This window comes from Citrobacter sp. Cpo015 (assembly GCF_030333035.1).
Taxonomy (GTDB): Bacteria; Pseudomonadota; Gammaproteobacteria; order Enterobacterales; family Enterobacteriaceae; genus Citrobacter; species Citrobacter portucalensis.
This window is the reverse complement of record NZ_JAOWGS010000033.1, coordinates 16082-27500: the sequence shown is the minus strand read 5'-3', so window position 1 is coordinate 27500 and position 11419 is coordinate 16082. Positions and strand designations below refer to the sequence as shown.

Annotated in this window: 16 protein-coding genes and 1 rRNA gene (1 of these 17 only partly in view); 6 read left to right on the top strand and 11 right to left on the bottom strand. The window is 49.9% G+C overall.

Features of this window, described 5'->3' with window-relative positions; genetic code table 11:
* A 16S ribosomal RNA gene (locus tag OGY67_RS13150) occupies positions 1 to 154 on the bottom strand (it extends 1388 nt beyond the left edge of the window).
* Between the two features lie 474 nt (positions 155 to 628).
* Between OGY67_RS13150 and OGY67_RS13145 the strand changes: the two genes are divergently transcribed.
* Positions 629 to 1183, top strand: coding sequence for a gamma carbonic anhydrase family protein (locus tag OGY67_RS13145; protein ID WP_003031171.1), 555 nt, complete (start codon positions 629 to 631; stop codon positions 1181 to 1183).
* Here the strand turns inward: OGY67_RS13145 and OGY67_RS13140 are convergent.
* The 6 genes from OGY67_RS13140 to dprA are packed head-to-tail and all read right to left on the bottom strand — an operon-like array spanning position 1159 to position 4950.
* Complete coding sequence (locus OGY67_RS13140) at positions 1159 to 1416, bottom strand: DUF1488 family protein (RefSeq protein ID WP_286574037.1); 258 nt, start codon at positions 1414 to 1416, stop codon at positions 1159 to 1161. The genes OGY67_RS13145 and OGY67_RS13140 overlap by 25 nt on opposite strands.
* The gene (gene aroE / locus OGY67_RS13135; RefSeq protein WP_048215430.1) at positions 1413 to 2234 is read right to left on the bottom strand and encodes a shikimate dehydrogenase; all 822 of its coding nucleotides are present in this window, start codon (positions 2232 to 2234) and stop codon (positions 1413 to 1415) included. The genes OGY67_RS13140 and aroE overlap by 4 nt, the downstream gene beginning before the upstream one ends.
* 1 nt (position 2235) lies before the next feature.
* On the bottom strand, positions 2236 to 2808 hold the full coding sequence (gene tsaC / locus OGY67_RS13130; RefSeq protein WP_003828289.1) for an L-threonylcarbamoyladenylate synthase type 1 TsaC: 573 nt from the start codon (positions 2806 to 2808) through the stop codon (positions 2236 to 2238).
* 4 nt (positions 2809 to 2812) lie between these two features.
* The gene (locus tag OGY67_RS13125; RefSeq protein WP_191226725.1) at positions 2813 to 3355 is read right to left on the bottom strand and encodes a DNA topoisomerase family protein; all 543 of its coding nucleotides are present in this window, start codon (positions 3353 to 3355) and stop codon (positions 2813 to 2815) included.
* Positions 3356 to 3380: 25 nt separating this feature from the next.
* Positions 3381 to 3854, bottom strand: a complete 474-nt coding sequence (gene smg, locus OGY67_RS13120; protein ID WP_003031162.1) for a DUF494 family protein Smg — start codon at positions 3852 to 3854, stop codon at positions 3381 to 3383.
* Entirely contained in the window at positions 3826 to 4950 is a 1125-nt protein-coding gene (gene dprA / locus OGY67_RS13115) for a DNA-protecting protein DprA (RefSeq protein WP_286574036.1), read from the bottom strand. The genes smg and dprA overlap by 29 nt, the downstream gene beginning before the upstream one ends.
* A gap of 129 nt (positions 4951 to 5079) precedes the next feature.
* Between dprA and def the strand changes: the two genes are divergently transcribed.
* The 5 genes from def (at position 5080) to mscL (ending at position 9845) form a co-directional block, all read left to right on the top strand.
* Entirely contained in the window at positions 5080 to 5589 is a 510-nt protein-coding gene (def, locus tag OGY67_RS13110) for a peptide deformylase (protein ID WP_003828283.1), read from the top strand.
* A gap of 14 nt (positions 5590 to 5603) precedes the next feature.
* On the top strand, positions 5604 to 6551 hold the full coding sequence (gene fmt / locus OGY67_RS13105) for a methionyl-tRNA formyltransferase (RefSeq protein WP_008786286.1): 948 nt from the start codon (positions 5604 to 5606) through the stop codon (positions 6549 to 6551).
* 51 nt (positions 6552 to 6602) lie between these two features.
* Positions 6603 to 7892 carry a 16S rRNA (cytosine(967)-C(5))-methyltransferase RsmB gene (gene rsmB / locus OGY67_RS13100; RefSeq protein ID WP_286574035.1) on the top strand — a complete coding sequence of 430 codons (1290 nt, stop codon included), beginning with the start codon at positions 6603 to 6605 and terminating at the stop codon, positions 7890 to 7892.
* Positions 7893 to 7913: 21 nt separating this feature from the next.
* Positions 7914 to 9290 (top strand): Trk system potassium transporter TrkA, encoded by a 1377-nt coding sequence (gene trkA / locus OGY67_RS13095; RefSeq protein WP_003031153.1) that lies wholly within the window; start codon positions 7914 to 7916, stop codon positions 9288 to 9290.
* A 141-nt stretch (positions 9291 to 9431) separates the two neighbouring features.
* Positions 9432 to 9845, top strand: coding sequence for a large-conductance mechanosensitive channel protein MscL (gene mscL / locus OGY67_RS13090; protein WP_003031152.1), 414 nt, complete (start codon positions 9432 to 9434; stop codon positions 9843 to 9845).
* Here the strand turns inward: mscL and arfA are convergent.
* The 4 genes from arfA to rplQ form a co-directional block, all read right to left on the bottom strand.
* Entirely contained in the window at positions 9842 to 10060 is a 219-nt protein-coding gene (arfA, locus tag OGY67_RS13085; RefSeq protein WP_003828276.1) for an alternative ribosome-rescue factor ArfA, read from the bottom strand. The two genes, mscL and arfA, sit on opposite strands and share 4 nt — an antisense overlap.
* A 57-nt stretch (positions 10061 to 10117) precedes the next feature.
* Positions 10118 to 10543 carry a Zn(2+)-responsive transcriptional regulator gene (gene zntR, locus OGY67_RS13080; protein WP_198803192.1) on the bottom strand — a complete coding sequence of 142 codons (426 nt, stop codon included), beginning with the start codon at positions 10541 to 10543 and terminating at the stop codon, positions 10118 to 10120.
* 10 nt (positions 10544 to 10553) lie between these two features.
* Positions 10554 to 10922, bottom strand: coding sequence for a DnaJ family domain-containing protein (locus OGY67_RS13075; protein ID WP_003845236.1), 369 nt, complete (start codon positions 10920 to 10922; stop codon positions 10554 to 10556).
* Positions 10923 to 11029: 107 nt separating this feature from the next.
* The gene (gene rplQ / locus OGY67_RS13070; protein WP_001216370.1) at positions 11030 to 11413 is read right to left on the bottom strand and encodes a 50S ribosomal protein L17; all 384 of its coding nucleotides are present in this window, start codon (positions 11411 to 11413) and stop codon (positions 11030 to 11032) included.
* Positions 11414 to 11419: the final 6 nt, after the last annotated feature.

Genomic DNA, 11419 nt, shown 5'->3' with positions numbered 1-11419 from the left:
AGTTATCCCCCTCCATCGGGCAGTTTCCCAGACATTACTCACCCGTCCGCCACTCGTCACCCAAGGAGCAAGCTCCTCTGTGCTACCGTTCGACTTGCATGTGTTAGGCCTGCCGCCAGCGTTCAATCTGAGCCATGATCAAACTCTTCAATTTAAAAGTTTGATGCTCAATGAATTAAACTTCGTAATGAATTACGTGTTCACTCGTTGAGACTTGGTATTCATTTTTCGTCTTGCGACGTTAAGAATCCGTATCTTCGAGTGCCCACACAGATTGTCTGATAAATTGTTAAAGAGCAGTTGCGACGCGCTTTAGCGCTCTGTCGCGAGGTGGCGTATATTACGCTTTCCTCTTTCAGAGTCAACCCTCATTTTCAGGTTTTTCTCTTCAACCGAACCGGCTGTTTGCGTGAAGTGATTCACATCCGCCGTGTCGATGGAGGCGCATTATAGGGATCCCATTTTTTAGCACAAGTATTTTTTGGATCTTTTTTTCTGAATGCTTGTTTTTCACTCCTTTCGCTACATTCCTGCGCAATTTGGCTGATTTTTGATAGCTAAACCACTTGCACAGTCTCAATAATCCAACCAAAGTCTTCATTACTGCTCTATTTTCGTTGAGGTAAACATGTCTGATGTACTGCGTCCTTATAAGGATCTTTTCCCACAGATCGGAAATCGCGTGATGATCGACACCAGCAGTGTCGTCATTGGTGATGCTCGTTTGGCTGATGATGTTGGAATTTGGCCACTGGTTGCCATTCGTGGCGACGTTAACTATGTGCAAATTGGTGCCCGTACAAACATTCAGGACGGCAGCGTTCTCCATGTCACACATAAATCCACGTCTAATCCGCAGGGTAATCCATTGATCGTGGGTGAGGATGTAACGGTCGGTCATAAGGTCATGCTACACGGCTGTATCATTGGCAACCGCGTATTAGTCGGCATGGGTTCGATTCTGCTGGATGGCGTGGTAGTAGAAGACGACGTTATGATTGGGGCTGGGAGCCTGGTTCCCCAAAACAAACGCCTGGAAAGCGGGTATCTGTACCTGGGAAGCCCGGTTAAACAAATCCGTCCATTAAGCGATGAAGAGAAAGCAGGCTTACAATATTCAGCTAACAACTATGTTAAGTGGAAAGATGAATATTTAAGTCAGAGTAACCACACCCAACCTTGAGCATCTTCCTGCTGGGCCTGGATCAATCCTTCAGCTTCTTCTTCCAGATCCCAGCGATGCTGTTGAAAGATTTCCAACCACTGTTCAGGCGTGTCGCCGCCAAAGCGGGACGCCAGCATCACTCCAGAGATGGCACATGTTAACTGCATACCATGAACCATCGCCGGAAACACAACGGCGTTGACATCCGTGCGCCATTCTTCTCGATCGGGAAACTGGATCGCCTGATTCATGCCGACAATTCCTGCTGCATGCTTTTAATGACGGGTTCAATCTGCGGCAAAACCCCATGCCAGAGTAAAACGGCGTGCGCTGCTTGTCCCACCAGCATACCCAGGCCATCAGCATATTGTTTCGCCCCATGTTCGGCACACCAGGAGAGGAACGGTGTATCTCCTTTCTGATAAAACATGTCATAACAATAGACAGATGGGTGAATAAGAGATGTCGGAATAGCCGGTATCTCACCGCTAATTCCGCTGGATGTCGCGTTAATAATCAAATCAAAACTGTAATTATCAAGCTCGTCCATTCCTACCGCCTGTACGCTGCCGGTATGGGAGAAGATTTGTGCCAACTCTTCAGCGCGCGAAGCGGTACGGTTAACAATAGTCACCGCACAATCCATAGAAAGAAGAGGTAATAAAACTCCACGGGATGCACCACCCGCACCAATCAACAGAACTCGCGATCCGGGACGAATAAAAGATAAACGCTCAAGATCGCTCAACAAGCCGATACCATCCGTGTTGTCTCCCAGTAAACGTCCATCCTCCAGCCGTTTAAGGGTATTGACGGCTCCAGCAAGCGATGCCCGCTCCGTTAGTTCATCGGCACGTGCAAATGCCTCTTCTTTAAAAGGCACGGTGACATTTGCCCCCTTCCCGCCCTCAGCAAAAAAAGCGTTCAGCGTATTCACAAAATCATTGATAGGTGCCAGTACACGCCCATAGGAGTGATCAATCTTCAGCTGCTCTGCAAATTGCTGATGAATAAAGGGCGATTTACTGTGCGCTATCGGATTACCAAAAACAGCATAGGCTTCTTTCATATTACCCCTGTCGAAACTGTTCACCTGTCAGAGCATCACGGATCTCCGAAGGATTCAAACGCCCCCCGGTCTCCCCTTCAACCACAGGAAAGTCTGTACCGAACTGTGCGCGAACTTCCTCTACCGTTCTGCAAGGCGGTAAGCCACTCAAATTAGCACTGGTAGAAACTAACGGTTTGCCATAAGCCTGGCACAACGCAACCACCAGCGGGTGATCGGTGACGCGAACAGCCAGAGAATCAAAGCGCCCGGTCAACCAGCGTGGCGTTGTCGCAAGCGCTGGGAAAACGAAGGTAACAGGACCAGGCCAACGGGCGAAAACAGCGTCACGTTGAGCATCGGTGAGCATGCTATCGTCGATATACGGTTTAAGTTGTTCAAAGTTTGACGCGATTAAAATTAACCCTTTATCGACCGGACGTTGTTTTAGCGCCAACAAACGGCTCACCGCCGTTTCGCTATCGGGGTCGCAGCCGACACCAAATACAGCTTCAGTTGGATAGGCGATGACTTTTTCTTGTTTCAGAACCGCTATCGCAGCAACGATAGGATCTGTGGGCAGGTTATTATTCACTTTTTTATTCCGCCGGAATCGGCTTTCCACATTGTTTACTGGCACAGAAATGCTTCACACCCTGCGCGGTTTTCTTTTCGATGAGAAGCGGATAATGACACTCAGGACATTCTCCGGCTAACGGTTTGAAGTTAATGACAAATTGGCACTCCGGATAGCGATCGCAGGAGTAAAAGGTTTTGCCATAACGGGAACGACGCTGGACAAGATGACCAGTCTGGCATTGAGGACAGACTATTGCTGTTTCATCAGGCTTGTCGATGAGCTCGGTGTGATCGCACGCAGGATAGTCACTGCATCCAATAAACATACCGAATCGTCCCTGTCTCAGCACCAGCTCAGCGCCACATGCAGGACAAAGCTTACCCTCCAGAACTTTGACTACATGTCCGTCCGCGGAAGATTTCAGCGGACGGATGTAATCGCATTCTGGATAGTGTGAACAACCGAGAAACGGACCGTGTTTCCCGGAACGAATAACCAGTTCAGCCCCGCATTGTGGGCAGGGCTCGTTTTTACGCACCGTGAACAGTGCTGATTTAGCCATAACAACTCATACTGATGAAGATTGATTAATGCAGCATACCTTCATTCACTTCAAAGAGTAATTCTTCCATTTGCTGATAGGCATTTTCACAACCTGGAATGTTGAATAGCACCATCAGAATCACCCACTTCAGGTCTTCCAGATCGAACTCTGCCGTATCCAGCGCGAGTACGCGCTCAATAACCATTTCTCGCGTTTCGAGGTTTAGCACCTGAATCTGCTCCAGGAATAGCAGGAATCCTCTACAGCTTGCATCCAGTCGATCGCACTCTTCCGCAGTATAAATACGTATAGAAAGAGGGTCCGATGCCAGCTGCATAGGTTCAGCAAGGCCATCCTGATAGTCAGCAAGCTTCTCCAGCCAAAGTAACGCGTTGTAAATGTCTTCACGATCAAAACCAGCGTCGGTAAGATCCCGTTCCAGTTTGTCCTGATCCACACGCAGCTCAGCTTCGTTATGGATATATGTCTCAAACAAATACATTAGTACGTCGAACATGGCATGCCCTCCTCAATCGGACATAGCCGCCGGGTACAGCTGCGATCCACCCTGCTAACTCCAGTTCGAGCAGTTGAGCCACTACCTCTGGCACAGGTTGGCCGGCACGTTCAGCGACGACGTCAACAGGTGTTACCTCATCTCCTACGTTAGCCAGGAGCTCCGGAAATGGCAATGCCACCTCTTCGTGATCTGGCGAATAAATTGATTTTTCAGGTTCATCTGGCAACCATTGCAGCCCATATTGCAAATTTTCAAGAATTTCCTCTGGTGTCGTCACAAGCATGGCTCCCTGCTGAATAAGCCAATGCGGGCCTTCACTTCCCGGGCTCCCAATCGGCCCTGGTAAAGCAAACACCTCCCGCCCTTGTTCAATTGCACAGCGAGCAGTAACCAGTGAACCACTACGCTGTGCAGCTTCGACAACCAGTACACCTTTACTTAGACCACTGATAATACGATTTCGTCGGGGAAAATTGCGCGGCAAAGGGAGCGTATCTAATGGGAACTCAGACACCAGTGCGCCCCCTGCCTCAATCAGTCGTTCCGCAAGACGGATATGCTGTCGTGGGTGAATGGTCTCAAGTCCATTTCCCAGCACCGCAATACTTGTGCCTTGTTGGTTTATCGCAGCATTGTGCGCCACGCCATCAATCCCCCGGGCCAGACCGCTGGTGATCGTCACCCCACATGCAACAAGCTTTTCACAAAACAACCGTCCCCAGCGTTCGCCATACCATGAGTGTTGTCGACTACCGACAACGGCAACTTGAAATGAGTGGAGGCATGCGGGAGCTCCTGCAACAAAAAGCACCCCAGGATAATCCTCAATCGCACGGAGCTGTGGCGGATAATGCTCGCTGTCGGCAACCACAAAGTGGTGGTTAGGCTGTTCAATCCAGCGCAGCGTTTTTTCCAGCGTCAGATCTGAAAAGGTTAAAAAGCGTCTTGCCTGGCGTGGAGAGAATCCAGCCTGCAGGAGTACCGCATTGTTAATACACGGTTGAGTATTGAGCCAGTGAGCAACGCGCACTATCTCATCACCATACAGTTCATTCACTTGCGCTAAACGTAGCCAAATTTCGATTTGGGTCATCCCTGTTCCCCTGCCACAAGCAGTCCTGGCAATCTTTGCGATTGGTCACTGATGCTGTCAATCAGAGGGGGTTTTGTCTAGAATAGAGGTAATAATCTTTTCAACTCCTGAACACAACTCTGGATAACTATGTCAGTTTTGCAAGTGTTACATATTCCGGACGAGCGCCTTCGCAAAGTCGCAAAACCGGTTGAAGAAGTGAATGCAGAAATTCAGCGTATCGTTGATGATATGTTCGAAACGATGTACGCCGAAGAAGGTATCGGTCTGGCAGCAACACAGGTCGATATTCATCAGCGCATCATTGTTATTGATGTCTCTGAAAATCGCGATGAGCAGTTGGTACTCATTAACCCAGAACTGCTGGAAAAAGACGGCGAAACCGGCATTGAAGAAGGCTGTCTGTCTATTCCTGAACAGCGTGCGTTAGTACCGCGTGCAGAGAAAGTAAAAATTCGTGCGCTCGATCGCGACGGCAAATCTTTTGAACTGGAAGCCGATGGCCTGCTCGCTATCTGCATTCAACATGAAATGGATCACCTGGTCGGTAAACTATTTATCGATTATCTGTCTCCGTTGAAGCAACAACGCATTCGTCAGAAAGTTGAAAAACTCGACCGCCTGAACGCACGAGCTTAAGGACAAGGATCAACGTGTCAGACTCACTACGTATTATTTTTGCGGGTACACCTGACTTTGCAGCGCGTCATCTCGACGCGCTGCTGTCTTCTGGACATAACGTCGTTGGCGTGTTTACCCAACCGGACCGCCCGGCGGGACGCGGTAAAAAGCTGATGCCCAGCCCGGTAAAAGTGCTGGCAGAAGAAAAAGGGATACCGGTCTTTCAACCCGTCTCTCTTCGCCCTCAGGAAAACCAGCAACTGGTTGCTGATTTACACGCAGACGTGATGGTGGTGGTAGCATATGGCCTGATCCTGCCAAAAGCAGTACTGGAAATGCCGCGCCTGGGTTGTATCAACGTTCACGGTTCCCTGCTTCCGCGCTGGCGGGGTGCAGCACCGATCCAGCGCTCACTGTGGGCAGGCGACGCCGAAACCGGTGTTACCATCATGCAGATGGATGTTGGCCTCGACACCGGTGATATGCTGCTGAAGCTGTCCTGCCCAATTACGGCAGAAGATACCAGCGGTTCGTTATATGACAAGCTGGCAGACCTGGGGCCTCAGGGGCTGATTGAAACGCTAAAACAGCTGGCTGCCGGCACAATAAAACCGGTGGTACAAGACGAATCACTGGTTACGCATGCAGAAAAACTCAGCAAAGAAGAGGCCCGTATCGACTGGTCGCTTTCGGCTGTTCAATTGGAACGCTGCATCCGCGCCTTTAACCCGTGGCCAATGAGCTGGCTTGAAATCGATGGTCAGCCAGTGAAAGTCTGGCAAGCTTCGGTTATTGCTGTAAACACCCAGGCCGAGCCAGGCACCATTCTAGAGGCGACAAAGCAGGGTATCCAGGTCGCAACAGGCGACGGCATTCTGAATCTTATCTCTTTGCAGCCTGCCGGTAAAAAAGCCATGAGCGCGCAGGATCTGCTTAATTCGCGCCGGGAGTGGTTCGTGCCCGGAAACCGTCTGGCCTGACGGTTCATCTCTTTAAGCCCGGTGTCTCCGGGCATTTTTATTTTTGCGCTTATGAAAAAACATTTTAATTTACGCAGTATGGCGGCCCAGGCCGTCGAACAGGTTGTCGAGAAAGGACAATCACTAAGTAACGTGCTGCCCGCCATGCAGCAAAAAGTTGCCGATAAAGACAAAGCGCTGTTACAGGAACTTTGCTTCGGCGTATTGCGTACACTCTCTCAACTGGAGTGGATGATCCAACAACTAATGGAACGTCCAATGACGGGCAAACAGCGCACCGTTCACTACCTGATCATGGTGGGCTTCTATCAACTGTTGCATACTCGTATTCCAGCACACGCTGCACTGGCTGAGACCGTAGAAGGCGCGGTCGTTATTAAGCGTCCACAGCTGAAAGGGCTGATCAACGGCGTACTGCGCCAGTTTCAACGCCGTCAGGATGAACTGCTGGCCGAGTTTGCGCAAAGCGATTTGCGCTTCTTACACCCCTCCTGGCTGGTGAAACGTATTAAAAGTGCGTATCCGCAGCAGTGGGAAGCCATTCTTGAAGCCAATAACCAGCGACCGCCGATGTGGCTACGAGTCAATCGTAATCACCATACTCGCGACGCCTGGCTAGACCTGCTTACCGAAGCGGGATTAACCGGTTTCCCGCATCCAGACTACCCGGATGCAGTGCGTCTTGAAACACCGGCTCCAGTTCACGCCCTCCCTGGTTTTGACGAAGGTTGGGTCACCGTTCAGGATGCTTCCGCTCAAGGATGCGTAAATTATCTGTTGCCGGAGGACGGTGAACAGATCCTCGACCTGTGCTGTGCGCCGGGCGGTAAAACCACTCACATTCTGGAAGTTGCTCCGCTAGCTAACGTCATGGCCGTCGATGTGGATGAAAAACGCTTATCGCGCGTTTACGACAATCTGAAACGTCTGGGCATGAAGGCAACCGTAAAACAGGGGGATGGCCGCTATCCACAGCAGTGGTGCGGTGAACAACAGTTTGACCGTATTTTGCTGGACGCCCCATGTTCTGCTACCGGGGTGATCCGTCGCCATCCGGATATCAAATGGCTGCGCCGCGACCGGGATATTGCCGAACTTGCCCAATTACAGGCTGAGATCCTGAATGCTACCTGGTCACATCTTAAATCTGGCGGCACGCTGGTGTATGCAACGTGCTCTATCCTGCCAGAAGAGAACCAGCAGCAAATTGCCGCCTTCTTGGCACGCACACCGGATGCGGTATTAAGCGAAACCGGTACGCCGGAAAAACCCGGACGTCAGAATTTACCGGGTGCGGAAGATGGCGATGGCTTCTTTTACGCTAAGCTAATCAAAAAGTGATGAGATAACGGGTCGCGACTGATGAAAATTATCATTCTGGGCGCAGGGCAAGTTGGCGGTACGCTGGCTGAAAACCTGGTCGGAGAGAACAACGATATCACGGTAGTCGATACCAATGGCGAACGCCTGCGCAGCCTGCAGGACAAGTTTGATCTCCGTGTCGTGCAAGGGCATGGTTCGCATCCCCGCGTATTGCGTGAAGCCGGTGCCGACGATGCCGATATGCTGGTTGCCGTAACCAGCTCAGATGAAACAAATATGGTTGCCTGCCAGGTAGCTTATTCACTGTTTAATACGCCTAATCGCATCGCCCGTATTCGTTCACCAGATTACGTTCGCGATGCCGACAAGCTGTTCCAATCCGATGCGGTGCCAATCGATCATCTGATTGCACCTGAGCAACTGGTTATCGATAGCATTTATCGCCTGATTGAATATCCGGGCGCATTGCAGGTGGTGAATTTTGCCGAAGGTAAAGTCAGTCTGGCAGTAGTAAAAGCCTATTACGGCGGGCCGCTTATCGGTAATGCGCTGTCAACAATGCGTGAGCATATGCCGCACATCGACACCCGCGTTGCGGCCATTTTCCGTCATGACCGACCGATCCGTCCGCAAGGTTCTACGATCGTTGAAGCGGGTGATGAAGTCTTCTTTATTGCGGCATCACAGCATATACGCGCCGTAATGAGTGAACTGCAGCGTCTGGAAAAGCCGTACAAACGCATTATGTTAGTGGGTGGCGGTAATATCGGTGCGGGTCTGGCACGTCGTCTGGAAAAAGATTACAGCGTCAAACTGATCGAACGTAATCAACAACGCGCATCCGAACTTGCAGAGAAACTACAAAATACGATCGTCTTTTTTGGTGATGCTTCGGATCAAGAGTTACTGGCCGAAGAACATATCGATCAGGTCGATCTGTTCATCGCAGTGACCAACGATGATGAAGCAAATATCATGTCGGCGATGCTTGCCAAACGGATGGGTGCCAAGAAAGTAATGGTGTTGATCCAGCGCAGAGCATACGTCGATCTGGTGCAAGGCAGCGTGATCGATATTGCGATTTCACCGCAGCAGGCGACCATCTCCGCGCTGCTGAGCCACGTGCGTAAAGCTGATATTGTTGGCGTTTCTTCACTTCGCCGTGGCGTCGCGGAAGCCATTGAAGCCGTCGCACACGGGGATGAAACGACGTCGAGAGTTGTAGGGCGTTCAATTGATGAAATTAAACTTCCGCCCGGAACCATTATTGGCGCCGTTGTACGTGGTAACGATGTCATGATTGCCAACGATAACCTGCGCATTGAGCAGGGCGATCACGTAATTATGTTCCTGACAGATAAAAAGTTTATTACCGACGTCGAGCGACTATTCCAGCCAAGTCCTTTCTTCCTGTAATAATTTGGGCGCTAATACAGCGCCCTTTTTATTTCCCTTTATTTTTCATGGTCTAATAAATTTTCCTTTCGGCAATACATAAATGGAAATTGCCTAAACATTTGTTAAACTTATAAACGTCAGCTGCATAGGGAGAATAAAATGAGCATTATTAAAGAGTTTCGCGAATTCGCGATGCGCGGGAATGTTGTCGATTTGGCAGTGGGTGTCATTATTGGTGCGGCATTCGGTAAGATTGTTTCATCACTGGTTGCCGATATCATTATGCCGCCGCTGGGGCTGTTAATTGGTGGAATTGATTTTAAACAGTTTGCTTTAACGCTACGTGATGCACAGGGAGACATCCCTGCCGTGGTCATGCATTACGGTGTATTTATTCAGAATGTATTCGATTTCATTATTGTTGCGTTTGCTATCTTTATGGCAATCAAACTGATCAACAAACTGAACCGTAAAAAAGCGGAAGAGCCGGCAGCACCGCCAGCTCCATCGAAAGAAGAAGTATTGCTAAGTGAAATTCGTGACCTGCTGAAAGAACAGAATAATCGCTCTTAAGCACTCACTGAAACTAGAAGGCCAGTGGTAAAAAAGTTAATTACTTTCTTGCCACTGGCCTCCCAGTTACCCCGATTGCCATGTTTGCCTTTTCGCAGATAACTTCCTTTCCCTTTCTTATTTTTCTCAACGCGCTGTCTGAACAGTGGGTCATGCAGAAGCGCCTCAATGGCGTTGTCCTTTATCTGCCCTTTGGTGTGCTGATAACGACTCATAATATCTCCAGTTTGTAGTAATTTACGCCGCGAGTGTAGACCTGGCAGTTCAAGAAATCAACAGCCTGATGCTGTTCCACTGGCGCCTTGCTCAAGAGCTTCAAGAATAGAGCAGTACACGCTGCTGTGTGCCTTGCCGCAGCATGCATCATTCAATCGTTGCAGAGACCGCTGCATCGTCTGAAGTTCAGCAATGCGGGCTTCGACTTCTTGCAGTCTTTCCTGGACGATCCCTTTTGATTCCTGACAGGTATGGTGTTCGGGATCAACCCGGATCGAAAGCAATTCACGGATCGACTCCAGAGTGAAACCAAGCTGCCGGGCATAACGAATAAACTTCAAGCGCTGAAGATCGCTTTCTGTATAGAGGCGAAATCCGCCTTCAGTACGCACTTCATGCTCCATCATCTGCTGCTTTTCATAGTAGCGGATAGTATCCGGCGTCACGTCAGCCAGTTTCGCTATTTCACCAATTCGGTACATGCTCTCTCCGCTATTCATCGTTGATCTTTTTTAGCAGCTTATCTGCGTAGTCACCGCGCAAAAACTCGGTGCTGAGTCCAGCCTGCCGAAGTTTAAGTTCCAGTAGCGACAGTCTTCGGCTCACCTCAGGATAACTGGGATCATCTTTGCGGATCCCCGCGAGTATTTCAAGCAGCTGTATTGCCTCTCTGCGTTGCTCGAGCTCAGGAGGAAGGCAACCTGCATTTTTTAATAAACGGTATCCGGCTCGGAGTTCAGGCGGGACATGGGAGTCATCGTCAAGAGTCAGCGGTTCGCCCGTTCCCGGTAAATCATCAAACTCGCCTTTAGACTGTGCATCAATAATATGGCGCTCTGCCCACTGGTCAAGTAACCACATACAACACTCCAGGGGATGAACAAAAAGAGTACAAATATTGTAGATAAGTGGGGATATGACGGATATAAAAAAACCCGCCGAGGCGGGTTTTTTTACGTTACTACAGATTACTCTGCAGCAGCTTCTGTTTTCTCTGAACGATCAACCAGCTCGATGTATGCCATCGGCGCGTTGTCGCCTGCACGGAAACCACACTTCAGAATGCGAGTGTAACCACCGGCGCGGCTCGCAAAACGCGGGCCCAGTTCGTTAAACAGTTTTGCCACGATCTCGTTATCACGAGTACGGGCGAATGCCAGACGACGATTAGCTACGCTATCAGTCTTGGCAAGAGTAATCAGCGGCTCAACTACGCGACGCAGCTCTTTCGCTTTCGGCAGAGTCGTCTTGATGATTTCATGACGAACCAGTGAACCTGCCATATTGCGGAACATAGCCTGGCGATGGCTGCTGTTGCGGTTCAGTTGACGACCACTCTTACGATGGCGCATGACCTT